At 56.2% G+C, this 24,778-nt stretch carries 25 protein-coding genes; 2 read left to right on the top strand and 23 right to left on the bottom strand.

Annotated features, from left to right (window positions below; all coding sequences use genetic code 11):
- Positions 1–59: 59 nt before the first annotated feature.
- The 6 genes from DXA66_RS04465 to DXA66_RS04445 form a co-directional block, all read right to left on the bottom strand.
- The gene (locus DXA66_RS04465; protein WP_118527065.1) at positions 60–2,471 is read right to left on the bottom strand and encodes an endonuclease MutS2; all 2,412 of its coding nucleotides are present in this window, start codon (positions 2,469–2,471) and stop codon (positions 60–62) included.
- 15 nt (positions 2,472–2,486) lie between these two features.
- Entirely contained in the window at positions 2,487–3,233 is a 747-nt protein-coding gene (gene recO / locus DXA66_RS04460) for a DNA repair protein RecO (RefSeq protein ID WP_118527063.1), read from the bottom strand.
- The gene (locus DXA66_RS14205; RefSeq protein ID WP_158576285.1) at positions 3,184–3,342 is read right to left on the bottom strand and encodes a hypothetical protein; all 159 of its coding nucleotides are present in this window, start codon (positions 3,340–3,342) and stop codon (positions 3,184–3,186) included. The genes recO and DXA66_RS14205 overlap by 50 nt, the downstream gene beginning before the upstream one ends.
- A gap of 85 nt (positions 3,343–3,427) precedes the next feature.
- Positions 3,428–4,366, bottom strand: coding sequence for a GTPase Era (era, locus tag DXA66_RS04455; protein ID WP_154255692.1), 939 nt, complete (start codon positions 4,364–4,366; stop codon positions 3,428–3,430).
- A 46-nt stretch (positions 4,367–4,412) separates the two neighbouring features.
- Positions 4,413–4,904 (bottom strand): rRNA maturation RNase YbeY, encoded by a 492-nt coding sequence (gene ybeY, locus DXA66_RS04450; protein WP_097775507.1) that lies wholly within the window; start codon positions 4,902–4,904, stop codon positions 4,413–4,415.
- 53 nt (positions 4,905–4,957) lie between these two features.
- Complete coding sequence (locus tag DXA66_RS04445; protein WP_005942102.1) at positions 4,958–5,917, bottom strand: PhoH family protein; 960 nt, start codon at positions 5,915–5,917, stop codon at positions 4,958–4,960.
- 352 nt (positions 5,918–6,269) lie between these two features.
- Here DXA66_RS04445 and DXA66_RS04440 point away from each other — a divergent pair, with 352 nt between their 5' ends.
- A complete protein-coding gene (locus tag DXA66_RS04440; RefSeq protein ID WP_005942104.1) occupies positions 6,270–6,464 on the top strand; it encodes a DUF3873 family protein in 195 nt (64 codons plus the stop codon).
- A gap of 73 nt (positions 6,465–6,537) precedes the next feature.
- Here DXA66_RS04440 and yqeB read toward each other — a convergent pair whose 3' ends face one another.
- The 10 genes from yqeB to DXA66_RS04390 are packed head-to-tail and all read right to left on the bottom strand — an operon-like array spanning position 6,538 to position 15,720.
- The gene (gene yqeB, locus DXA66_RS04435) at positions 6,538–7,353 is read right to left on the bottom strand and encodes a selenium-dependent molybdenum cofactor biosynthesis protein YqeB (RefSeq protein ID WP_118527061.1); all 816 of its coding nucleotides are present in this window, start codon (positions 7,351–7,353) and stop codon (positions 6,538–6,540) included.
- Complete coding sequence (locus DXA66_RS04430) at positions 7,350–8,405, bottom strand: XdhC/CoxI family protein (protein WP_118527059.1); 1,056 nt, start codon at positions 8,403–8,405, stop codon at positions 7,350–7,352. Before DXA66_RS04430 ends, yqeB begins: the two co-directional genes overlap by 4 nt.
- Before the next feature lie 25 nt (positions 8,406–8,430).
- Positions 8,431–8,661, bottom strand: a complete 231-nt coding sequence (locus DXA66_RS04425) for a DUF3343 domain-containing protein (protein ID WP_097775510.1) — start codon at positions 8,659–8,661, stop codon at positions 8,431–8,433.
- Position 8,662: 1 nt separating this feature from the next.
- On the bottom strand, positions 8,663–9,802 hold the full coding sequence (locus tag DXA66_RS04420) for an aminotransferase class V-fold PLP-dependent enzyme (RefSeq protein ID WP_118527057.1): 1,140 nt from the start codon (positions 9,800–9,802) through the stop codon (positions 8,663–8,665).
- Positions 9,799–10,407 carry a sulfurtransferase-like selenium metabolism protein YedF gene (gene yedF, locus DXA66_RS04415; protein ID WP_347561873.1) on the bottom strand — a complete coding sequence of 203 codons (609 nt, stop codon included), beginning with the start codon at positions 10,405–10,407 and terminating at the stop codon, positions 9,799–9,801. The genes DXA66_RS04420 and yedF overlap by 4 nt, the downstream gene beginning before the upstream one ends.
- A gap of 15 nt (positions 10,408–10,422) precedes the next feature.
- The gene (gene selD, locus DXA66_RS04410; RefSeq protein ID WP_118527055.1) at positions 10,423–11,457 is read right to left on the bottom strand and encodes a selenide, water dikinase SelD; all 1,035 of its coding nucleotides are present in this window, start codon (positions 11,455–11,457) and stop codon (positions 10,423–10,425) included.
- The gene (gene yqeC / locus DXA66_RS04405; RefSeq protein ID WP_118527053.1) at positions 11,454–12,161 is read right to left on the bottom strand and encodes a selenium cofactor biosynthesis protein YqeC; all 708 of its coding nucleotides are present in this window, start codon (positions 12,159–12,161) and stop codon (positions 11,454–11,456) included. Before yqeC ends, selD begins: the two co-directional genes overlap by 4 nt.
- Positions 12,158–14,449 (bottom strand): xanthine dehydrogenase family protein molybdopterin-binding subunit, encoded by a 2,292-nt coding sequence (locus DXA66_RS04400; protein ID WP_118527051.1) that lies wholly within the window; start codon positions 14,447–14,449, stop codon positions 12,158–12,160. Before DXA66_RS04400 ends, yqeC begins: the two co-directional genes overlap by 4 nt.
- Positions 14,446–14,916 (bottom strand): (2Fe-2S)-binding protein, encoded by a 471-nt coding sequence (locus DXA66_RS04395; RefSeq protein ID WP_005942122.1) that lies wholly within the window; start codon positions 14,914–14,916, stop codon positions 14,446–14,448. Before DXA66_RS04395 ends, DXA66_RS04400 begins: the two co-directional genes overlap by 4 nt.
- Positions 14,917–15,720, bottom strand: a complete 804-nt coding sequence (locus DXA66_RS04390; RefSeq protein WP_097781789.1) for a xanthine dehydrogenase family protein subunit M — start codon at positions 15,718–15,720, stop codon at positions 14,917–14,919. It lies immediately after the preceding gene.
- Between the two features lie 99 nt (positions 15,721–15,819).
- Here DXA66_RS04390 and DXA66_RS04385 point away from each other — a divergent pair, with 99 nt between their 5' ends.
- Positions 15,820–16,479, top strand: coding sequence for an NTP transferase domain-containing protein (locus tag DXA66_RS04385; protein WP_118527049.1), 660 nt, complete (start codon positions 15,820–15,822; stop codon positions 16,477–16,479).
- 3 nt (positions 16,480–16,482) lie between these two features.
- On the opposite strand, the gene DXA66_RS04380 is transcribed toward DXA66_RS04385, so the two are convergent.
- The 7 genes from DXA66_RS04380 to scfB form a co-directional block, all read right to left on the bottom strand.
- The gene (locus tag DXA66_RS04380; RefSeq protein ID WP_243089037.1) at positions 16,483–17,832 is read right to left on the bottom strand and encodes a uracil-xanthine permease family protein; all 1,350 of its coding nucleotides are present in this window, start codon (positions 17,830–17,832) and stop codon (positions 16,483–16,485) included.
- Between the two features lie 299 nt (positions 17,833–18,131).
- The gene (locus DXA66_RS04375) at positions 18,132–18,974 is read right to left on the bottom strand and encodes a sugar nucleotide-binding protein (RefSeq protein WP_118527045.1); all 843 of its coding nucleotides are present in this window, start codon (positions 18,972–18,974) and stop codon (positions 18,132–18,134) included.
- Positions 18,975–19,042: 68 nt separating this feature from the next.
- Positions 19,043–19,348, bottom strand: coding sequence for an AzlD domain-containing protein (locus DXA66_RS04370; RefSeq protein ID WP_118527043.1), 306 nt, complete (start codon positions 19,346–19,348; stop codon positions 19,043–19,045).
- Positions 19,338–20,123: an AzlC family ABC transporter permease gene (locus tag DXA66_RS04365; protein ID WP_118527041.1), complete on the bottom strand. Its 786-nt coding sequence runs from the start codon at positions 20,121–20,123 to the stop codon at positions 19,338–19,340. The genes DXA66_RS04370 and DXA66_RS04365 overlap by 11 nt, the downstream gene beginning before the upstream one ends.
- 138 nt (positions 20,124–20,261) lie before the next feature.
- The gene (locus DXA66_RS04360; protein WP_118527039.1) at positions 20,262–21,782 is read right to left on the bottom strand and encodes an SPOCS domain-containing protein; all 1,521 of its coding nucleotides are present in this window, start codon (positions 21,780–21,782) and stop codon (positions 20,262–20,264) included.
- Positions 21,783–21,900: 118 nt separating this feature from the next.
- Complete coding sequence (locus DXA66_RS04355; protein ID WP_118527037.1) at positions 21,901–23,322, bottom strand: amino acid decarboxylase; 1,422 nt, start codon at positions 23,320–23,322, stop codon at positions 21,901–21,903.
- Positions 23,319–24,770, bottom strand: coding sequence for a thioether cross-link-forming SCIFF peptide maturase (scfB, locus tag DXA66_RS04350; protein WP_165853647.1), 1,452 nt, complete (start codon positions 24,768–24,770; stop codon positions 23,319–23,321). Before scfB ends, DXA66_RS04355 begins: the two co-directional genes overlap by 4 nt.
- Between the last annotated feature and the right edge of the window lie 8 nt (positions 24,771–24,778).

Here is a 24,778-nt window from a genome sequence, read left to right as displayed (position 1 = left end):
TGCAAATTCCTTCAATGTGAGAAAAAGCTACCCGAAAAATCCTTCGGATAGCTTTTTCTTTATTTCAGCTCTACCACGGTCACGCCGCTTTCACCCTCGCCATAACGGCCCAGACGGAAGCTTTTGACCATGCGGTTGCCGCGCAGATGCTTGTGGATAGCTGTGCGCAGCGCACCGGTGCCATTGCCGTGGATCAGATAAACCACTGTCTGTCCGTTCAGGATGGCACGGTCGATAAAGGAATCCACTTCCGGCAGCGCTTCGTCCACCGTCAGGCCCAGCAGATTGCATTCCATCTTGGCGGAACGCTGTACCCTCTCTACCCTGCCGTTCGGGCGGTTGGCATCGCCGGTCAGGCGGGAATAACGCTGCTGTGCTTTGGTCTGCGGTTTCTTTTCCTTGACCAGCTTTTCCGGTTGTTTCAAGCCCTTGAGCGGAACTTTGGTCTTGATGATGCCTGCACGCACCAGAACATCGCCGTTTTTATCCGGCAGGGCCAATACGGTGGCCAGCTGGTTCAGCTCTGCAATGCAGACCTCCTGCCCTACCTTGACCTCTTTCAACGGCACAAATTCCTTGATGGGGTTATGCACCGCCTCGGAGCCGATAAACAGCTTTTCCGATTCTTTTTTGGCGATCTCGCGGGCGCGCTGAGCTTTCTGCTGGGTGCTCATGCGCTCGTCCTTCTGCAGCTGACGCAGTTCATCAGTCAGGGCGTAAGCCTGACTTTCCACCTGCTGTGCCAGCGCACGAGCCTTGGCACGGGCAGCTTCCAGTTCATTTTCGCCCTGACGGATCAGCTCATCACGCTTTTTCTGCGCGGCTTCCAGCTGGTGGGAAGCTTCATTTTTCAGCTCTTCCACCTCGTTCTGGCTTTCCTTCAGCTGCAGCTTCAGATCATCCAGCTGTCCCAGAACGGCATCCAGACGCTTATCCTCTGCGGAAAGATGCTGCTGTGCCGCTTCGATCACGCGCTCCGGGATGCCCAACTTTTCGCTGATGAGGAACGCATTGGATTTGCCCGGCACGCCGACGCTCAGCTTATAGGTCGGGCGCAGCGTTTCCAGATCAAACTCACAGCTGGCATTGACAACGCCCTTGGTTTCCAGAGCAAACACCTTCAGCTCAGCGTAGTGAGTGGTGGCCATCAGCAGCACGCCGCGGCGGCGCAGCTCTTCAATGATGGCCACAGCCAGCGCAGCACCTTCGGCGGGGTCGGTACCGGCACCAAGCTCGTCCAGCAGCACCAGTGTGTGCGGCATGGCAAGCTCCAGAATGCCGGTGATCTTTTTCATATGGCCGGAGAAGGTGGAAAGGCTCTGCTCAATGCTCTGTTCATCGCCGATATCCACCAGAAATTCGTCAAATACGCAGATCTCACTGCGCTCGTCAGCCGGGATCAGGAAGCCGCACTGCGCCATGGCGCACAGCAGGCCCGCTGTTTTCAAGGTGACGGTTTTGCCACCGGTGTTCGGTCCGGTGATGATCAGCGAATCGTAATCCCTGCCCAGAGCAATATCCACAGGCACGCACTTTTTAGGATCGATCAGCGGGTGGCGCGCACGGATCAGCGAGAAGGAATCGTCGGTGCGGACAGCAGGCTTGAATGCCTTGAGATCCAAAGCCAGCCGTGCCTTTGCCAGCAGAACATCGATCTCCAGCATAGCCTTGTAGCTGTACTGGAACTGCGGCTCAATGGCAGCCACCTGTGCGGTAAAGGCCACCAGAATGCGCTCGATCTCCTGCGCTTCCTGCGCACGGTACTGCAAAATGCGGGCATTGGCTTCCACAACGGCCTGCGGCTCCACAAAGACGGTGGCTCCGGTAGACGAAACATCATGAATAATGCCGCTCACCTCACCGCGGTATTCGCTCTTGACCGGCACAACATACCGGCCATTGCGCATGGAAACCACGCTTTCCTGTAGATACTTGGAGGTATCCATATTGCGGACCATGCTCTCCAGACGGTCACGGATGCTGTTCTCCGTTGCGCGGATCTTTTTGCGCAGATCGTTCAAGGTATGAGAAGCCGTGTCTGCCATGGCATCCGGTGCCAGAATGGCGCTGGAGATCTGCTGTTCCAGGCCCGGCTGCGGTGCCAGCGCATAGAACAGATCGTCTGTAGGCAGAGCGTCGTGCTCCGAAGCGCCATACCAGCTTGAAAGATTCTGAAAATTGCGCAGTGCACCAGCCACCATCAACAGCTCGCCCATTGAAAGTACGCCACCTTTTACGGCGCGGGCCGCCAGCTGACTGACATTCTCCACGCCGCCAAAGCGCGGGGAGCCGTTTTTGATCAGCAGAGTGTTGATGGCATCGGTCTGTTCCAGCGCATAGCGCACCTCGTCCGGGTCGCACTGCGGCTGAGTGGCAAGCAGCATTTCGCGCGCTTCCTTGCACACGCAGCCCTCTGCGGCACGGGCGATGATCTTATCCAGTTCCAGAGTTTTTAAGTAACTTGTTTCCATAGGTTTCCTTTATGCTCAGGGCAGCAGGGTCTTTAAAAAGTCATAGCTTTTCAAAGGCTTGTCCAGGTGGGTCAGTGCATAGCGCTCTGCCACTGCGGAAAGCTTTTCCAGACTGCCCACAGAAATTTTGAATGCAAATATTTTTTTGTCGTCCACAAGGCAGATGTGCCGCAGCGCATACAGTGCGCCCTGATCAAGGTTGCAGGTCTTTCCTGCTTTTGCGGCGCAGTCTGCACAGAGCAGGTGGCCTTCCTGCACATCCAGATAGAACGCAGCACCGTCATAGGCGCTGCAATCGCGGCAGCACACGATCTGCGGCATAAAGCCGCACTCGCTCATGGTGCGCAGTTCAAACACGGCCTTGATCACCCGCAGGTCCGTTTTGCTCTCGCTGATCATATAGAAACAGTTGAGCAGCAGTCGAAGCTCCCGCTGTGCCTCCTGCCCGGTGGGCGAAAGGGTCATTGCCATTTCAGCCATATACATGGCAAGGCTCATGCCCTCAATGCTGGACGAGATGCCGTGAAAGACATTTTTCACTTCCGCTTCCCGCACAGTGTACATGTTGCGGCCCGGCACCAGTGTGAACTCGGAATAGCAGAACAGCCCGCACGCGCTGAACAGCTTGCTCTTTAGCCGCAGGCTGCTCTGCGCTGCTGCCGAGATCACGCCCAGTTCCGGTGTCAGGATCGTCAGAATGCGGTCCGATTCCTTATAGCGGGTCTCCTTCAGCACCAGACCCGTGGTTACAAAGGCTTCCATTTTCTTGGTCCTCTGCCGGGGTTTCTTCCGGCCGCTGTTGTTTATAATCGAGATAACGAAGAATGTTTCCCGTGCAGGCAAACGCCTGCCAGCTTGCTTGTGCATCCATTTGCAGCACCTCTTCCCTGTTACGGATAGTGTCAAGTTTATTTTAACCGTTCATCCAAGGGAATTCTGTCCTGCTTTGGCAAGTTTCAACGGTTATTGGTGTTCTGCTTGAAGCCAAAGTTGTTCAGCAGGAACTCGTTATCGCGCCAATCGGATTTTACCTTTACCCAGCACTGCAGATTGACGCGGCAACCCAAAAACTCTTCGCAGTCTGCACGGGCAGCACTGGCAATTTTTTTCAGCATTGCACCGCCTTTTCCAATGACCATGCCCTTGTGGCTTTCGCGCTCGCAGTAGATATTTACATCAATATCGATCAGGTCGGTGCCCGGGCGCTCTTTGAAGCGCTCCACCACGACAGCAATGCCATGGGGGATCTCGTCGCGCATGAACAGCAGGGCCTTTTCACGGATGACCTCCGCCACAAGCTCCTTTTCCGGCATATCCGTGTAGGCATCATCATCAAAATAATGCGGGCCTTCCACAGCATAGCGGCTCAAAGCATCGAACAGCACTTCGCAGCCGTCGTTATCACGGACGCTGATGGTGTAGATATCGTCGAATACACCCAATGCCTTCAGCTCTTCTTTGCGGGCTTCCAGATCAGCAGGCTCCTTGACAAGGTCGGTCTTGTTGATGACTGCAATTGCCGGGCCGCCGCTGCTGCGCAGCATATCCACCAGAACCATTTCCGATTCATTCAGTGCGCCGTAAGGCTCAAACAGCATCATGGAAACATCCACATCTGCAATGGAATCGCTGGCAGTCTTATCCATCCGTTTACCCAGTTTGTTGCGTGCCTTGTGCACACCGGGTGTATCCAGCAGCACATACTGCAGCGGCCCGCGGGTGATCACGCCGGTAATGCGGGTGCGGGTGGTCTGCGGCTTGGAAGTGACGATGGCTACCTTTTCGCCAACCAGAAGGTTGGTCAGACTGGATTTGCCTACATTGGGACGGCCAATGACAGCCACAAAAACGGAAGAAGTATCATAATGCCCCTGAATGGGTGTAGCGTTACTCAAAATCTAGCTCCTGTCTGTATTGTGCGGCAACCGCACGGTGAATCAATTACTCGGTATAGCTTACGGTGCGCGGCAGGCCCAGCTGCAGCAGAACAGCTTCCTCTTTCTCACGCATCCGCATGGCTTCCAGACCGCCATTTTCGTGGTCGTAGCCCAGCAGGTGCAGCATGGAGTGCACCGTCAGGAACGCCACCTCACGCTGCAGCGGATGGCCGTAGAGGTTTGCCTGCTCCTGTGCACGCTCCATACTGATGACGATGTCACCCAGCATTTTGCAGCCGTTGTTCTCGTCAACATCATATTTGCCGTCCACCCCCAGAGGGAAGCTCAGCACATCGGTGGGCATGGGCTTGTTGCGGTACTGGTTGTTCAGCTCAGCAATGGCGGCGTTATCCACAAAGGTCACGCTGATCTCTGCAGGAGCTTCAAAATGCTCATATTCCAGCACGGCATTACAGGCACGGCGGATGAGAATGCGCAGACCGGAAGGAACCTTGACGGCCTTCTGTGAATTGGTGATTAAAACTTTATTGGACATAAATCAGTCCACTCCTTTCTGTTTTTGATGGCTTTATATGAATTCTGGTGATTTTATTTTTCAGGGTGTGCAGCCTTTTCGTAAGCCTTGATAATTTCCTGCACTAGACGGTGGCGCACAACATCCTTCTCAGTAAAATAGCACTGTGCAATCCCATTTACATTTTTAAGCACGTGCAGTGCATCCACAAGACCGCTGCGGGTGCGTTCCGGCAGATCGATCTGGGTCACATCACCGGTAACCACCACCTTGGAGCCGACACCCATACGTGTGAGGAACATTTTCATCTGCTCCGGTGTGGTGTTCTGTGCCTCGTCCAGAATGATAAAGGAATCATCCAGCGTGCGTCCGCGCATATAGGCAAGCGGTGCAACCTCAATGATCTGCTTTTCCACAAGGCGCTCGTAAGTTTCGGCACCCAGCATATCAAACAGGCCGTCATACAGCGGGCGCAGATAAGGGTCTACCTTCTGCTGCAGATCACCAGGCAGAAAGCCCAGCTTTTCACCCGCTTCCACTGCCGGGCGGGTGAGCACGATACGGGAAACATCCTTGGCTTTAAAAGCCTTTACCGCCATGGCAACGGCCAGATAGGTCTTGCCGGTACCCGCCGGGCCAACGCCAAAGGTAATGGCATTGGTGCGGATGGCATTGAGATATTCCTTCTGGCCCAGTGTTTTGGGCCGGATCGGCCGTCCCTTGACCGTTACGGTAACAAAATCTTCGGTCAGTTCCTTGACCCGCTTTTCTGCTCCATCGTGCGCCAGACTGATGCAGTAGCGCACGGTCTGGTCTTCCAGCGGTGTATGATTCTCGATCAGAAGCAGCATTCCCTCCACAGCGCGGCTGGCCGCGGCAACATTGGCCGGTTCGCCTGAAAGCCGCAGCTGCGTGCCCCGGCAGACCGCCGTAACAGAAAACTCGTTCTCCAGCAGACGGATGTTCCGGTCGCAGTTGCCAAAAACAGCTGCGGCGACCTCTACACTATCCAGTTCAATATTCTTTTCTGCCATGTGCTCCTCCTGAAAGGATATATTTTAATGCTTCTATTGTACCACCAAAATCTCGAGAAGAAAACTGTGAAAAGTGCACAAAATATTTTCATCCGTTCCATCGGTTTTTCCATACGGCAAGGCAGCTGCCCATGCAAAGCGGCAGCAAAAAGGAAAATGCAGGAACAGGAACGCATCCTGTACGAATGATCTTGTCAAGTCCTTTTGTGCCACAACCACAGAGAAAAACAAAACATATCTTTGGACAAAAAGGCAATAGCAAACTTCTCCCCTGCGTGCTACAATAGCAAACGTTGTGCGGCTTGCATCCGGCCAGCCGCTCCGGAATGCTGAAATCAAAGGAGAAGGAACCATGGAACAACTTTTTCTGATGCCCGGTGAAGAACGCTGCGAACGCTTCAAGGATGGCAACGGTATTCCGAGAGTTCACTACTCCTATCGCTCGATGCACGGTGCATTCTTCGACTGCGAGAGCCGCAGTTTGGAGGAAGCCCAGCGCCTGTGTGAGGACTGGCTGGTAGGTCAGGACCGCTGCTACCGCAACTGAAATGAAAAATAGAAACCTCCGCTTCCCTGTCGGTACTGCCGCCGGGAAGCGGAGGTTTTTGCTTTTTACAGGTTTATTTCCACAGTTGAGCGCAGACAAGTTCCAGCACACTGCCCGCGATGCAGCGGGCCTTATCCGAAATGAGAAAACAGTTGGAAAGTTCCTCTTTGCGGGGGTCTATATCGGCCACCTTAAAACCGGGCGTTACCGGATAGCTGCTACGCAGAAGCCCGCGCAGAATGCCCGTGATCTGCGTGGTCACAGAGATCATGGCACCATCTGCCGTGCGGATCTGCGCAATGGTCTCACCCGCTTCCACGATATCTCCAATTTTGCGGAGATCCATAAATATACCGGCCGTGCCGGCATGGATCACGCGCTCTTTGCCGTAGCCGCCAATGATTCCGGGAATGCCGGTATCGGGGATGGCACTGCCTTCCCGAATGATGCGTCCCAGCCGGTGGCCGCGTTTGGTCTCCACCACCACATCTACATCCTGCCCGGCCGTGAAACCGGGGCCGAGTGCAATGGTCAGGGGTGCCATATCCCGCGTTGTGCCAAGATTCTTTTTGGCAAGGATCGCATCCACAAGGACATCCGGCTTTGCCGGCGCAATGCTTTTGCCTTGCGGGTCTACCAGAACAGGAACGGCATTCTGTTTCCAGATTTCTTCTGCCTGTGCCAGAGTTTCGATTCGTACCGCACGCAGACCTTCAACGGCGGTCTCACCTTCATAAACGGCTTCGCACAGAGAAACCTGCCGCCGGATCGCCGCCGGATGCTCCGCTTCCAGCACCAGCACACGCAGGCCTGCGCTCCACAGCCGGTGAATGGTGCCGGTAGCAAGGTCGCCGCCGCCGCGCACAAGGATCAGTGCATCTTTCTTCATTTGATCTCCTCTCCGGGCTGGAGTCGAGTCAATACGATCTCCATAGACCCACCGCAGGCAGCAATTGCTGCATCATCATTTTTGCCGTCTGCCGAAAAATGCAGCCGTTGATACGCCGGAGCAGCTCCCGTCAGCATTTCCTGTGCAGCCAGAATGGTGCGGTGCTCCATAATACCGCCGCCCACACTGCCCACAATAGAGCCGTCTGTGCGAACCAGCATTTTTGCGCCGATTTCCCGCGGCGTAGAGCCGTGCCGCGCCGCAATCACGGCAAGCGCCGCCTGCTGCCCGGCGGCATCTGTCTGAGCCATGGCTTCCAGAAGGGCAGATGAAAAGCCCTCCGTCTGCGGACGCGCATTCTTGATCGATACGATCTGTGCCAGAATGGAAAGTGCGATCTCCTCTGCCGTCTGTGAGCCGATGGAAAGTCCGATGGGGGCGTACAACGCCTCCACTCTTTCGGCATCGATACCGGCTTCCAGAAGTTGACGGCGCACCAGTGCGGCACGCCCGCGGCTGCCCATCATGCCAACATAGGCTGCAGGCTTTTTTAATATCACCTTCAGGCAGTCCACATCAAATGCATGTGCCCGGGTGACGACCACAAAATAAGTCTCTGCGCCGTCAGGTACCTGCGCAAGCGCTTTTTCAAACGGCAGGCAGAGCACTTTATCGGCTCCGGCCAGCCGCAGCTGCTGTGCATATTCCTCGCGGTCATCCATTGCAAGGACCGTCAGGCCCAGCAGCTTTGCAAGCTGCACAACGGCTGCAGCCACATGTCCACCGCCGCAGACTACCAGCTGCGGCACCGCGCCAAAGCGCTCCGCAAAGATGTCTGTGCCCGCAACAGAGTGGATACCAGCTGCTGTGCAGCCCTGCAGTTCTGTCAGGTGCTGCAGCAGTACGGTGCTGTCTCCCCTCTGCCACACAGGCCTGCCCTCCAGCAAAAGCAGCTGGCTCCCCGCGGCATCGCCCTCTAACTGGGTCTCCATCGTCCAGCCGCCCGCAGAACGGGCTTTTTGCAGCATTGTATAAAGCGGCATTTTACCCATGCGTCATTCTCCTGTTTTATCTTTATTACTGTTCTACTGCTGCGGCCTGATCGTAACGTGCCGGGTCCAGCCGGTTCTGCCACTGCTCAAATTCTTCCGGCAGCATCCGCCAGGCAAGGCCGCAGCCTGCGGAGATCTCGCGCGGCAGTGGGATGAGCCTGCCCGGAACCTTCTCCGCAAGGCACTGCTTTTCCCATTCCATGGCATCCAGCGTTGTGCGGAACGAAAGAACAATATAAGTTTTTTTGATGCGCATATCAGATCTCCTGTGCAAGCTCCTGAACAGCGGCTGCGGTCTGAAGCACTTCGGCTTCCGTATTGAAATGCGAAAAGCTGAACCGTATCACGCCCTGCTCCACCGTGCCCAGCGCTTTATGCATCAGCGGTGCACAGTGCGCGCCGGCACGCACACAGATGCTGTAGTCCTCCCACAGGATATCTGCAATGCGGGCTGAATCTTCGTCTCCGATGTTGAGCGAGATAATGGGAGCATGCAGCGGCATTTCCGGGTCGCCGTAGATCTTCACGTTCGGCAGATCTCGAATGTTTTTATAAAAGAGCGCCGCCAGTGCAGTTTCTTTTGCACACAGCGTTTCCACGCCCTGAGCCAGAATCCATTCCACACCGGCACACAGGCCCGCCAGACCCGGAACATTGAGCGTCCCGGCTTCCAGAGCGGTGGGCATCTGTGCGGGATGCTGTTCATCAAAGCTGTGTACGCCGCTGCCTCCCACTACCAATGGCCGGATGGAAAGCCCCGGGCGCACATACAAGCCGCCTGTTCCCTGTGGGCCAAGCAGTGCCTTATGCCCGGTGAAGCATAGCACATCAATGCCCAGTGCCTGTACGTCAATGGGCTGTGAACCCGCCGTCTGGGCCGCATCCACGATCAGCAGCAGGCCGTGCCGGTGCGCAAAACCCGCTGCTTTTGCAAGATCCGTTCCGTTGCCGGTCACATTGGAAGCACCCGTTACGACCAGCGCTTTTGTATTGGGCTGAACCAGCTTATCCCAGTCATCATATTGCAGCCGTCCGCGCTCATCCACGCCCGCAAAACTGAACTGCAAGCCCTGTTCCCGCAGCCGGTAGAGCGGCCGCAGAACAGAGTTATGCTCACATACCGTTGTGATGATATGATCGCCCGGCGCAAAAAGACCACCCAATGCAATGTTCAAAGCCTCCGTTGCATTTGCCGCAAAGGCAATGCAGGACGGGTCTGGTGCGTGGAGGAGCTTTGCCATTGCGCACCGCGCAGCATAAACAAGACGGCTTGCGTGCAGCGTGGGCTCATGGGCGCCCCGTCCCGGATTGCCTGCCGTGCGCATTGCGTCCAGCACAGCCTGCTCCACCTGCGGCGGCTTGCGCAGGGTCGTGGCAGCGTTATCCAGATAGATCACGGTTTCACCACGTTACCGGCCTGCGTCAGTTTTTCCACGATAGTGTACATGTTGGTCACATTGCCAACAGCAAGCTTTTCGGTCAGGCCATAGAAATTCAGGCAGGTGCCGCAGGTCATGATCTCCACGCCCTGTGCTTCCAGTGCCTTCAGATCATCCAGCATGGGCGAACCCTCACAGGTCAGGGACGCGCCGCCGTTATAGAACAGCACTGTTTTGGGCAGCTGATCCTGCTGGGTAAGTGCGAACACAAATGCCTTGAGCAGGGACTTGCCAAGGTCATCTGCGCCAATGCCCATTTTATCAGAGCTGATGGCAACCACCGTGTCTGTGCGGGTATCCGGTGCACAGGCCGGTGCTTCTTCAGTGGGTGTTTCGGACGCTTCGCCGACTGTGAAGAGCACGCGGTATTCCCGCTCGGCCAGCTTTTCGGCGCTGTACCGATAACCTTTCTGCTGGGCCATTTTGGTAAGGTTCTGCACGGCGATCTCATTATCCACCAGCACTTCCACCTCACCGGCACCCTGCAGTTCAGAGATCGCCTTTTTGGCTTTTACAACGGGCAGCGGGCATGCGTCGCCACGGGCATCAACTTTCAGCATCATAATTGTAGGCCTCCATCAGTATTTTACAGTGATTTCCTGTTCGGTTTTGGGTATGATCTCACCCACGATCTTTGCAGGTAGGCCAGCGGCCTGCAGCTCTGCTTCCAGCGCATTTGCTTCTTCTGGCAAAACGGCCAGCAGCAGTCCGCCGGAAGTCTGTGGGTCAAACAGCACCTCTTCCATTGCAAACGGCACATTTTCAAAAGTGACATATGGCCCGGTATGGTTGCGGTTGCGCTGTCCGGCAGCGGTATACAAAAAATCATCTGCCGCTTTTTCGGCTCCCGGCAGAACCGGCACCATCCGTGCATCAATGATACAGGAAAGCTTTCCGCCCATCATCTCGTGCAGATGGCCCAGAAAACTGAAACCGGTCACATCGGTTGCCGCGTGGACCGTATACTTTCGGCTGATCTCGGCAGCGTTTTTGTTCAGCGTTGTCATGGACGCAATGGCACCGGCCATATCTTTCGGTGCCGCTTCGCCCACACGGTTTGCCGTGCAGATCAGGCCCACGCCCAGAGCTTTTGTTAAAATCAGCTTGTCACCGGGCTTGCCGGAATCATTCATATACATTTTTTTCGGGTCCACAAGGCCAGTCACCGAAAGTCCGTATTTCACACCTGTATCGGCAATGGAATGCCCGCCTGCAAGGCTTCCGCCCGCTTCGGCCACCTTCTCGGCTCCGCCGCGCAGAATTTCGCCCAGAATGTTCAGATCCATGCTCTCGGGGAAGCAGACAAGGTTCAGTGCAGTCTTCACCTCGCCGCCCATGGCATAGACATCACTCAGGGCGTTGGCCGCTGCGATCTGGCCGAAGGTATAGGGGTCATCCACCATCGGCGGGAAAAAATCCACTGTCTGCACCAGTGCTATATCATCGGTAATGCGGTATACAGCCGCATCATCCCGGCTGTCGTACCCGACCAGAAGGCTCGGGTCTCTTGCATCGCGCGGCAGCTTTTCCAGAATACGGCTCAGCGCTCCGGCCCCCAGCTTTGCGGTACATCCGCCGCCGGTGCAGAACACGATCTTGCCTTCTTTGCTCATGCACGTTCTCCTTTCTCGAAATGAGACGTAACGCAGGAAATACGATAAATATTTTTCAGAATATCAGCTATCTGCCGGGCCAGAGCAGCCTGCTCTTTTGTATCGGCCTGATTGAGTACAGCATAAAAGCTGCGATCCCCTACAGCCTTCCTTCCACCGGCTTCACTTGCAAGCAGCTTTGCCAGAAGTTCCGGTGTCAACTGCGCATCCTGCGGAACACAAAGCAGCTCTGCGGCAAGCTCCGCCCGGAAACAGACCTCCCGGAGCGGATGCCTCAACGCAGAAAGCCCTGCTACGGCCAGAACCGTATCGCACTGCGGTAAAAGCACCGGCTCGTGCGCAGCGGGTGCCTTGCAGGGCATCCGTTTTGCGCCGTCCGCTTCAATGAGCACGATATCTGCAAGGGTCATCCAGCGCTCCAGCTGTGCCTGCGGCGGGGCCGTCAATTTGCCGCCGTGTGCAGCGGTTCCGGCCACGGCATAACTGCCGCACTTCCACAGGCGGAAAAGCTCTGCATCCGTCTGTGCCCAGACCCCGCCGGGCGGCTGCATAATATGGGTGGTGGTAGCGGCCAATACCCGCCAGCCCTTGCGGGCGCAGTGCGCAGCCAGATTGTACATCAGTGTGGTCTTTCCGCCGCCGCCCACCAGAGAAATAACATGTCCCTTCTCCGCAAGAAACGGAAAAATTTTTTCGTCGATCATTTCTGCTTTTCTGCAACTGCCATGGCGATTTTTTCCGGTGTGATGGGCAGCTCATAGAACCGGGTGCCGATAGCGTTATAGATGGCATCGGAAATGGCAGGCAGCGGTGTATTGATGACCACCTCGCCGATGGACTTTGCGCCAAAGGGTCCGTTGGGTTCATAGCTGCTCTCGAATTCAACCTTGATCTTGCCCACATCGGTGCGGGCCGGAATTTTGTACTGGAACAGAGAGTTCTCTTCCGGGTAGCCATTTTTATCGTAGGTGATGTTTTCGGTCAGAGTCATGCCGATGCCCTGCAGCAGACCGCCCTCAGCCTGCACACGGGTCAGGTTCGGGTTGATGGGCGTGCCGCAGTCCACACAGGCATCAAACTCCAGCAGCTTTACCTCGCCGGTCTCAGTATCCACTTCCACCTCAGCAGCACCAACCATGAACGGCGGCGGCGACAAAGGCGAAGTATGCGTTTCGGTGGCTTCCAGCGGAACCATATGGCCGAACTGCGAAGCATACGCAATCTCGCTCAGAGACTTTTTCTGTGTGGGATCTTTGCTCTTGAAAACATCTTTTCCATCAAATTCCACCTCGTCCTCGGTGCATTCCAGCAGCTCTGCGCCCAGCTTGCAGATCTGGCCGCGCAGCTTCATGGCACACTTTTCGGTGGCCTTGCCGGTAACGTAAGTGGTACTGGACGCATAGGAGCCGGAGTCATAGGGCGAGGTATCCGTATCAGCTCCGAAGACCGTGATATTGTCCAGCGGGCAGTCCAGCACTTCGGCGGCGATCTGCGCCAGTGTAGTGTCACAGCCGGTGCCCATGTCGGCCGCACCGATCATCAGGGTGTAGAAGCCGTCATCATTCAGTTTCAGGGTGGCACTGCCCACATCCATGCCGGAAATGCCGGAACCCTGCATCGCCATGCCCATACCGACAGCGCGCACCTTGCTGTTGCCCATATCACGGGCAGGGTATTTGTGCTCCCAGTCGATCATATCCCGCACCTTGACAAGGCAGCGGTCCAGCGCGCAGCTGGTGTTGACAGCCCCATAGTAGGCGGGCATCACATCGCCCTCCTGTACGGTGTTTTTCAGCCGCAGCTCAAAGGGGTCCATATTCAGCTTATGAGCCAGTTCATTGACAGCAGATTCTACGGCAAACAGTCCCTGCGTTGCGCCGTAACCGCGGTAAGCACCGGCAGACATGTGGTTCGTATACACCACATCACTGATAAAGCGGAAGGCTTCTGCCTTGCCGTACAGCGGGATGGACTTGTGACCGGAAAGGCCCACGGTCGTAGGGCCATGCTCACCGTAAGCACCGGTATTGGAAAGGGTGTACAGATCAATGCCCTTCACAACGCCGTCCTTCGTGGCACCCAGCCGCACATGGATCTCCATTTCGTGACGCGGCGAGGATGCGATCTGGCTTTCCACACGACTGAAAATGATCTTGGAGGGCTTTTTGGTCTTCCAAGTCACAAAAGCCGGATATACCTCACTGACCGCCGTCTGCTTAGCACCAAATCCGCCGCCGATGCGGGGCTTTGCCACGCGCACCATGGATTTGGGAATATGCAGTGCGTTCGCAATATTGCGCCGTGCATGGAACACGATCTGCGTGGAGCTGAGCACATTCAGCCGCCCATAGGTATCAATGGAGCAGTAGGTGCGGAAGGTCTCCATCATGGCCTGCTGGCAGGCTTTGGTGTGGTAAATGTGGTCAATGACTACATCGCTGGCTGCAAGCACCGCGTCGATATCACCGGCTCCGCATTCATCATGGGCGCAAAGATTGCGTTTGTTGTCAGCTCCCACCGGGCACAGACTGGCCCAGTTGTCCTCCGGATGCACCAGAATGGGGTTGTCCTTGGCAGTGTGATAGTCCAGCACTGCTTCCAAAACCTCATATTCCACCTTGATGAGCTTGAGAGCCTTATCCACGCACTTTTCGTCCTTACCGGCCACAATGGCCACCACATCACCCACAAAGCGCACATGGCGGTCAATGAGCAGGCGGTCACGCGGACTGGCTTCCGGATAGGTCTGGCCAGCCTGCGTGTAGCGCGGCGCATCCTGCGGCACATCCTCCCATGTAAAGACCGCCTCGATGCCGGGCACCTTTTTTGCTACAGCCGTATTGATCGTTTTGACGATGGCATTCGCGTGCGGAGAGCGCAGCAGCTTTACGATCAGGCAGTCCTGCGGGATCACATCGTCCATATAGACGGGCTGGCCGGTGACCAGCTGCATGGCATCCTTTTTACGGAAAGGCTTGTTGATGGTACTCATTCTGCGGCCTCCTTCTGCTTTTTCCATGCCAGAAAGTTCATGATGCCGCGCAGCTGGCCCTCATAGCCAGAGCAGCGGCAGAGGTTGCCGGAGAGATATTCTTTCACTTCTTCCTCACTGGGGTACGGATTCTCGCGGAAGAGGGCCAGCGCATTCATGATAAAGCCCGGGTTGCAGAAGCCACACTGCTCTGCGCCCTGATCCGCGATAAAGCCGCCGAACTCCGCCGCTTCTTCCTGCAGGCCTTCCAGTGTGGTAATGCTGTGGCCGCTGGCACGCGCTGCCAGTACCGAGCAGGACAGCACCGGTTTCTCGTCCAGAAACACCGTGCACAGACCACAGTTGGAAGTCTCACAGCCGCGCTTGACGCTCTTGCAGCCATGGGCACGTACAAAATCGATCAGCAGCATATCTGCAGCCACATCCTCTGTGACCTTGATGCCGTTCAATGTAAGAGTGATCTGCATTTAATTTTCCTCCTGTGCCGTGCGTGCTTCCAGTTCCAGAACAGCACGCTTTGTCAGAACGCCTGCCAGATGGCGGCGGTACTCGGCATTGCCGCGCATATTGGAGCCAGTGACAATTTTTTGCTTTACTTCATCGGCAAAGTTCTGCGCCAGTTCCTGCGCAGAAACACCCGCCTTTGCCGGCAGCTCAAACAGCACAGCCTTGAGCGGCCGCGCACCGATCGCAATGCGATAGCTGCCGTTTTCCAGACGGGCGGCCGCGCAGGTAAGCACCGGGATATCAGTCTGGCTGTTGCGCACGGACTGATAGAAAAATTCTGCTTCTTCCTTTTTAACGATCAGCCGCACAAGGATGTCCCGGTCATAAGGGCGCTCAGCATACTCCTGCAGGGATATGATCCCACCCTTGTACAACTCTACCGAACAGTCCATGGCCATAAACAGCGTGAGCACATCAGAAAAGCCGAACCGGCTGTAGATGCTGCCGCCCACAGTTGCCAGATTGCGCAGCTGCACGCCCACGATATGCCGCAGCGCTTCCTTTACTGCGCCATGGGTATACGCAGCAAGACCGGCGTGCTCTTCCAGCTGGCGCAGTGTAACCATGGCACCAATGGAAAAGCTGCCCTCGGTCTCCTCTATGGTGTCCAGTCCCAGACCGGACAGGTCGATGGCTGTACCGACATTGATGTTCTCCATTTTGAGCCAGATCATGCCGCCCAGCACACGGTTGGCCTTTTTCTGGTTCAGCTGCCACGCTTCTTCCAGACTTTCGGCCTGCTTATATTCTCGGATCGTCATCATAGATGCAGGTTCCTCTCTCTTTTTTTCTCTGTTCTTTTATTTTAACACAGATTTCGATATAATACTATTGTGAATTCGTTTCAGAAAGAGTGGTACTATATGAAAGAACTTCTTCCGGTGGGCTGTGTCATTATGGCATCCGGTCTGAGCCAGCGCTTCGGCTCCAACAAACTCCTTGCGCCGTTCTGCGGGGAACCGATGCTATGCCGCGCATTTGCGGCGACCGATACTCCAAAGCTTTCGGCCCGCATCGTGGTGACACGTTCGGACGAAGTTGCGCAGCTTTGCCGCTCCCGCAATGTTCCGGTGCTGCTGCACGTTCTGCCTGATCGAAACGATACGGTACGACTGGGTCTTTCTGCGCTGCTGGAACAGGTTCCGGAGCTTTTTGGCTGCATGTTCCTGCCGGGAGACCAGCCGCTTTTGTGCCGCGAGACAGTGGAAGCCATGGCAGGCATCTCCGGATGGGATCACAGGACCCGGCTGGAACGGCAAAAAGAAACAGAACGGGAGATCTTCCGTCTGGGATTCCGGGTCCGTAACGATCCGTCTCCCCTTACTGGAAGTCCCGTTCTGTTTGAAAAAGGACTTTTTCAGGAACTGCTCACCTTGCCGCAGGGCATGGGCGGAAGTGTTCTGCTTCGGAAATATCCCGCGCATGTTCACACCGTTTACATTGCGGATCGGAATGAATTGGCCGATGCCGACACGCCCGAAGCACTTGCGCAATTGGAAGCTCTGGCCCGGCAAAAGCTTTGAGCTTTATTCTGCCTTGTCATCCTTCGGCAGCAGCACATTCAGCAGGATCGCCACGAACGCAGCCGGAACGATGCCGGACTCGCCGCAGATCAGCTGGAAAGCGTGCGGAGCCTGTGCCAGAATGCCGCTGTTGGCACCCATGCCGTAGCCAACACCCAGAGCCACCGAGACGATGGTAAGCTGACGCGGGGTCATCTTTTCCTTGGTGATGAGCTGGATGCCGCTGACCACGATGGAAGAGAACATCATAACGGCAGCACCGCCCAGAACGGCCTGCGGCATAATGGAGATCAGCGCGCCGAGCTTGGGGATCAGACCGCACAGGATCAGGAAGATGGCACCGGAGGCCAGAGCCATGCGGTTGACCACTTTGGTCATGGCCACCAGACCCACGTTCTGGCTGAAGGAAGTGTTGGGCAGTACACCGAACAGAGCCGCAAAAGAGGAGCCCAGACCGTCACAAATCACACCGCCGGACAGCTCTTTATCGGTGGGCTCACGATTCATGCCGCCCTCCATGACACCGGAGATATCGCCCACGGTCTCAACAGCGGTAACAACGAACATGATCATCACCGGCATAATAGCGCGCATATCAAACACGATCTTGACCGGCATCAGCTTGGGAATGGCAAACCAAGAGGCCTGTGCCACCTTATTCCAGTTGAGCACCCATGCCTTGGCAAACTCTACACCATCGGCAGTGACACCGGTGGTGGGCAGCACCAGACCCATGACAAAGGCCGCAACGTAACCGGCCAGAATGCCGATCAGGATCGCGGAAGAGCTGAGGAAGCCCGTGGTCCAGTGCTTGAAGATCAGAATGACCACCAATACGAACAGGGCAAGCAGAAGATTTTCCATGGAGCCAAAGTCTTTTGCGCCGTTGCCGCCGCCAAAGGAATTGATGCCCACCGAGATCAGCGAAAGACCGATGGAAAGTACAACCGTACCGGTGACGACCGGCGGGAAGAACTTGCGCAGAGGCTTGAGGAAGAAGCCCAGAACGCCTTCAAAGATGCCGCCGATGATGGATGCACCCATAATGGCACCATAGGCCAGCACACCGCCGCCCATGCTGCCGACAACACTGTTGAACACGCCGATAAAACCGGAACTGGTGCCCATGATGATGGGCACACTACCGCCCACGGGGCCGATGGTGAACAGCTGTACCAGCGTGACTACGCCGGCCACAAACATGGCGCTCTGCAGCAGCGTGACCTGCAGATCTGCAAATTCGCCGCCCGCAATGCCGCAGGCGCTGGTGATGATCAGCAGCGGGGTCAGGTTGCCCACGAACATGGCGCAGACATGCTGCAGACCCAGCGGGATCGCCTGTTTCAGGGACATTTTTGCGTCGAACTGATACGCCGACTCTTCGAGCTTGACTTCCTTCAAATGTTCCACTCTCCTCAAATCTTGACAAAAATCATTCTTTTCGACTGCTTTACCAAAAAAGCGGATTTATTATAGCAAAACTGCGTATCCTTGTAAATTAAGTATGACTTTTTCGTGAACAGCTGTTTCCCGCTGGGAAACACAAAAAGCAGGGCGTTTTGTGCGGTTTTTCCGCTTTGGTCGGAAGAATTTCGCGCAGAACTCCTGCTTTTTTGTTTTGTTTTATTTGATTTTTGTGCGATATGGAAATTTTACAGCGTTCTCAGCCCGTAATCTTTTAAACAGCGCTGGATGCCCTGCTGAGTGGTGTCGAACCGGATGCCGAAGCGTTCCAGTTTTGTGGTGTCCATCACAAGGTTCCGACCCCAGCTTTCTTCCTCGATCTGCACAGCGATTCCCAGCGTTTCGGCAAACTGCCGGGCGGTGCATACCATGTTTTCGGCATTGCCGCTGCCAAAATTATATACGCCGCCGGGCAGCGCCATGGCAGGCTCCAGATTTTCGATCACCTGCCGCACATAGGTCACGCCGCGGTGGTCGTTCCGGGAGAAGCGCAGAGTCTCTCCCTTCAGCGCGGCACGCAGAAGATTCAGCGGAAGATTGCCCCGGATGGGCAGCCCATAGCCGGGCAGGTCATACATCCAACTGGCACGCAGATGGACCGAGTCCGGGCAGAGCTCCAGCACACGCTGCTCTGCTTCCAGCTTGTATTGGCCGTAAATGTTTGCGGGATGCAGGGCCAGTGTTTCCGGCAGCAGCCCCTGCTGCTGCACACCAGCATAGACCTGATCCGAGCTGAATGCCACCAGCTTTGCCTTCGTCTGCTGCGCAGCCCGTGCCAGCCAGACTGGCAGCTCCACATTGGCACGGTAAGCTTCTGCCGGATGCTGCGCACAGTAACTGGTATCGGAAAGAGCGGCGGTGTGCAGGATCACATCCGGATGCAGAGCTTCCACCTGTGCACGGGTGAGAGCTTCATCGGCTGTACAGAAAAAGCCTTTTGGAAGGGCGCAAAGCTCGTACTTTCCCTGCCACTGCTGTAAAATGCGGGAGCCGACAAAGCCGCCTGCACCGGTGATAAGAATTTTTTTCATGATAATTTCCTCCTGCAGGACAATGAAAAAGTGCCCAGCAGCATGACAGCCTGCCGGGCACAAAAATTTTAAAGGAACAGTTCCAGCACGAACACGACGGCACAGCAGGCCACAGATACCTGAAACAGGCTTGCGCCGAACCAAGCAGCTGCAATGCCTACCACCAGCGCCATGGCACCGGCAGCCGGGCTCTGGGTCGCGTTGACAATGGCCGGGAAGGTCATGACCGCCAGCGTCACATAGGGCACATAATACAGAAACGACTGAATGAAGCGGTTTTTGATGGGCTTGCGGATCAGTGTGAGCGGAAGGATGCGGATGGCATAGGATACCAGCGCCATCACTGCAATGTAAATGTAATTATTATGCGTCATGCTCTGCCTCCTGCTCTTCTGGATTTACCGGAAAAAGAGCTGCTGCAGCGCTGGAAATGAGCACTGTGAGCAAAATGGTACGCGTGCCCTCCGAAAGAGCGGAGATACCCGGCAGGTAATTGCACACAAAGCTCAGTGCAAAGCTGATGGCAACAAGTGCAGCTACCACCCTGCTCTTACGCGCCGGAGGAATGATGATGGCAAGGAACATGCCGTAAAGGGCAACGCTCAGCGCACTGACAGCCCGCAGCGGCAGCAGATTGCCCGCAATGATGCCCAACGCTGTACCGATGGCCCAAGCCGGTGCCGCCAGCAGAATGGCACCGTAGGTATAATATGGGTTCAGGCTGCCGGGCCGTGCAATGGTGATGCCAAAAAGCTCGTCTGTCACATCATAACCGATGAGCAGCCTGTGCCAGAAGGGTGTGCCCGGCGCAAAGCGCTGGGCCAGTGCGCAGCTCATGAGCAGATAGCGCGCATTGGCAATCAGTGTGATGATGGCCACTTCCAGATAGGTCGCATTGGCCATGATGATGGCAAATGCAGCGTATTCGCCTGCCGAAGCGTTGTTCAGTAGGCTGACCAGAAAGCCCTGAAACGGGGTAAAGCCTGCCCGGCGGGCCGCAATGCCCAGCGAGAAGGAAACAGCAAAATAGCCCAGCGCAATGGGAACGCCATCCCGCATGCCCTCACAGAAAATTTTTTTGCTGAAAGCCCAAACCGGCCTTTCTACATTGACAAGCTCCGGGGCAAGGAGCTTACTTTTGGAATTCATCTTTGTTTTTTACTCCTTTCCTATTTCAAACACCGCTTTTTATTATACTCTCACGCACACAGAGAAGAAAGGGCTTTTTCACTTTCTTTTCGGCACAAAAGGAAAACGCCGCCTGAAAAGGCAGCGTTCTTCGTCGATTTATGCACCCGGCACCAGAAAATGCATCGCCTGCGGCAGGACCTGCGTACCGGCTTCCAGCCCATTTGCCGTCAGGATCTGTGCCGGTGACACATGGAACCGTCTGGCAATGCCGAACAACTCCTCCCCTGCCTGTGCATAGTAGATGCGCAGTGCGATCTCCGGGTCCGGAGTCGTCAGCGGTTCGCCCAGCTCAATGCTGCCGATGCCCGGATGTGTGCTCCGGCAGAGGATGGCTCCTTCGGCACGGGCGGTGACCGTCACTTCCAATGTGCCGCCGGTGCAGCTGCACTGGATGTTCTCGGTGCTCAGCCAGCATTCCGGGCTGAACTGTGCACCCGGCGGGGCTTCTACTGCGAGCGGAAAGACAAGCTCCAGTGTTTTTTCGTAGCTTTCCAGCTCGGCAAGACTGTTCTCGGCAAAGGCGGTGGCAACGGCACGCACCGTAAAGGCCCAGCCGTCGCGGTAAGGTGTTACCTGCGCCGGTCCATAAGACACAAAGCAGGCGCGCAGCTGAGCATCCGCATCTGGCAGCGGCCCGGAGGCCGTGGAAGATGCTGTCTCGTTCAGCATACAGGCAAGATCTTCTGCTGCCAACTCCTGCGGCGTGACGGCGGTTTCAAACTGCGTAGAAAAGGCATCCGCTACGTATTGCAGCTGGCAGGGCCGCCATGCGTGCAAATGCATCATCACGCTGGCTGTCAGTTGGCCGCTGGCTTCCTGTTCGCCCTCCGCAAGGGCAAAGCCCACCGGCTCCAGCACGCACATGCATCTGCAGTCCTCTGCCACGCCTTCCAGATCCACCACCTGATTGAACGGCAGGGATGCCGCCTGACTTTGCAGGCTGCTTTCGCCTTCCGCGCGCCAGGCGCATTGGGCACGTACCTCGCCCTTGACCACTGCCTTGCCCGCCAGCAGCTTTACCTCCCGCACGGCGGCGCTGCCGGTAATATCCAGAATGGCTGCGGGCGGCTTTGCAAACACAAGCTCCCCTTCCACAGTGACCAGTTTTTCCAGCACCGCGGCGCTGCGCACGCCGTTCAGCGTCTGCAATTTCTGTTCAATGCCGCCATCGGCCAGCGCCGTGATCAGTTCCTGTTTATCCTGTGTATGGATAGCAACCACAAGACCATAGGCTCCGCGCACCTCGATACGGTGCGGGTTTACCGCCCGGCAGTTGAGGTATTCGGTCTGCCCTTCTACCATGGCCATCCAGCTGGTGAAGGAAAATTCCGGCACCTCCAGCTGCTTTGTAAACGGCAGCTTCTGCTCGGTCTGGCAAAGCCCGGCCCCATCCTCGCCCTGATAAAACACAGTGCAGCGCAGATAGCCTTCCAATGTAAGCCGCCCGGGCTGCAGCTGCTTTTGCAGCACCACCGGTTTTGCAAAGCATTTGACCAGCTTGAACACCGGCGGAAGATAATCTGAAATCAGGATCTCGGTTTCCAGCGGAAGTTCTGCCTTGACGGTGCAGCTCGTGCCTGCCTGCGGCAGCGTATCCCGAAAGATCTTCAGTTCCATGCAGTGTGCTCCTTTCCCTGTCCGTCTCTACTGGAAAGGTATGCACATGCTTTGCAGGATATGCGCGCAAAAAAGGCACCGTGCAAAACGCACGATGCCTTTGGGCCTTTTGAAACAATCAGATCGTTTTGCGCAGGACAGCCGCCTGCATTACATGGTATTTCTGCATCAGCCGGACGGCAGCCGATGTGATCTTCTCGCCGCTGACCACAATGGGGATCGCAGGCGGGCAGGAAACCGTCGGCATAGCGCAGATACGCCCCACCGCCTGCTCTGTGGGCACCTGCTCCTGCGGGGCAAACACGGCCTGCCGGATGCTGCAGCAGGTGTGCAATTCGTGTTCCAGCTCCAAAAGTTCACGATCGTTTTTTTCCGGGAGCGGGAACGGGCCTGTAAGGTTTTCCACAATGTGGAGAACGGCAGAAGTCAGCCGTTCAAAGTCCTGCGGCGGATTTGCCGGGGTGAACATCAGCACAACATAGCGCGGGTCGGCATATTCGCACTCGACCTTTGCGCTGCGCAGCGCTTCTGCAAGCTCTGTGCCGGTCATGCCCAGTGTAGCAGCATCCAGCGTGACCTTGAGAGGTTCGCTTTCCAGTGCCAGCGGCCCCGGGCAGTGTTTTGCCGCAGCGGCTTCGTTCAGCTCCCGGCGCAGGCGGGTCAAATATCCGCAGCACTGCAAAAGCCGCAGCGGATAACCCTCCGACAGAACCTGATTGCATTTGTCCAGCGACTGCAAGATCAGGTAAGACGGACTGGTGGAACCAAACAATGCCAGTGCATTGCGCACAGCGGCTTCGTTCTGAATGGGGGCATTTTTGCCCAGATGCAGGTATGCGCCGCCAGTGACAACGGGCAGTGTTTTATGGCCGGAGTCGCAGCACATGGCCGCGCCCAGCGCAATAGGATGCTGACCGCCCTGCGGCAGAAAACGCAGGTAAGCACCGTGGGCATTATCCACCAGAAGCGGAACGCTAAAATCCTTGCACACTTCGGCCAGCGCTGCAATATCCTGCACACCGCCGAGATAATCCGGACTGGTGATGTAGATGCCAAAGGGCCTTTTGCCCTGCTGTGCCAAACCCTGCAGAGCACCTGTCAGCTTTGCAGCTGACACCGGGCAGCTGCAAAGCGCACCGGCATCCTGCGGCGCAGGCCAGAGCCACTGGATATCAAAATCCAGCAGCGCCGCCGCATACAACAGTGCTTTGTGAGCGTTGCGCGCTGCCAGCAGGACCGGGCGCTGTCCGGCTGCGGACGCAGCCTGCAGTGCAAGGCACAGCATTGCACGGATGCACTGGGACGAGCCCTCTGTGCTGTAATAGGTATGCACCGTGCCGAACAGCCGGGTAGCGTTGGCTTCGCTCTGGGCAATGATGCCGTCAGCCCCATACAGTTCATCCGCACCCTTTATTTCGGTAATGTCCCACGGCTCAAAGCCCAAAAGGCTCTGGCCCTTGTGACCGGGCATATGCAGCCGCGAGGTGCCGGACTGTGCGTAACGGCGCACAAAATCCACAATAGGCGTGGTCGTGCTCATTCGCAGGCTTCGCCATCAGCACAGGCGTTACAGGTGGAACCCAGCTCAATAGGCACCTCGATGCCCTTGGCGGCAAGTTCCTGATTCTCAGCGACCTTGATCATGATAGCGCATTCCATTCGCTTTTTGAACAGCTCGCAGCCGTACTCATACACACCGGTAATGTTGCCGGTAGCGTGGTAGGAGTTTGCTGCACAGCCGCCGGAGCAGTACAGCTTTGCCCAGCAGTTCTGGCACTCCTTGCGGGCATAGGCGTTGCAGTGCTTGAACTCATCGCGCACGGCAGTGTTCGTAACGCCCTTCCAGATATCGCCCATCAGGTACTTGGGGTCACCCACAAACTGGTGGCAGGGGTACAGATCGCCCCAAGGAGTAACAGCCATGTACTCAGTGCCGGAGCCACAGCCGGAAATGCGCTTGTAGATGCAGGGGCCGCCGGTGAGGTCGATCATGTAGTGGTAGAAGGTAAAGCCGCGGCCCTCGCGGTTGCGCTTGATCATTTCCTTGGCAAGGATCTCGTACTGTTCCTTCAGGATGGGCAGATCTTCCTCGGTCAGGGCACTGGGGTCGCCGGGCTTGGACACCACAGGCTCCATGCTCAGCTCAGTAAAGCCAAGGTCGGCCATGTGGAAGATATCGTTGGTGAAGTCGGTGTTATAGTGGGTGTAGGTGCCGCGCATGTAGTAGTTCTTGTCGCCGCGCTTCTTCACGAACTCCTGGAACTTGGGCACGATGGTATCGTAGCTGCCATGGCCTGCATAGTCCTTGCGGAAGCGGTCGTTGACCTCTTTGCGGCCATCCAGACTCAGCACCACATTGTGGCACTCCTTGTTGCAGAAATCGATCACATCGTCATCGATCAGCATACCGTTGGTGGTCATGGTAAAGCGGAAGTTCTTGTTGTGGATCTTCTCCTGCTCACGGCAGTAAGCCACCAGCTTTTTGACCATGTCAAAATTCATCAGCGGTTCGCCGCCAAAGAAGTCAACCTCAAGGTTGCGGCGGGTGCCGGAGTTTTCGATCAGGAAGTCCATGGCACGCTTGCCCACTTCAAAGCTCATCAGCGCACGGTCGCCCTGATAGCGGCCCTGCGAAGCAAAGCAGTAGGAGCAGTTCAGGTTGCAGGTGTGTGCAACATGCAGGCACAAGGCCTTGACCACGGTGTTGCGGTTTTTAAAGTCAAAAGCCATATTCTCATAGGTATCCGGGGTCCACAGCTTGCCTGCTTCCTTCAGGTTGGTCACATCATCGATGCACTGACGCAGATCTTCCTCCGTGACATCCTCGCGGTCTCCATACTTTGCCATCATAGCCGAAACGATCTCGTCAGCAGTATGCTCCGGGTACATGGCAATGATATCGTATGCAACATCGTCCACCACATGCACCGAGCCGCTGCAGGTGTCCAGCACGATATTATAGCCGTTCAATTGATACTGGTGTACCATTTTACTCT

This window comes from Faecalibacterium sp. OF03-6AC, from assembly GCF_003478175.1.
Taxonomy (GTDB): domain Bacteria; phylum Bacillota; class Clostridia; order Oscillospirales; family Ruminococcaceae; genus Faecalibacterium; species Faecalibacterium taiwanense.
Note: the sequence above shows the minus strand (reverse complement) of the source record. Positions and strands in the feature narration are given on the sequence as shown.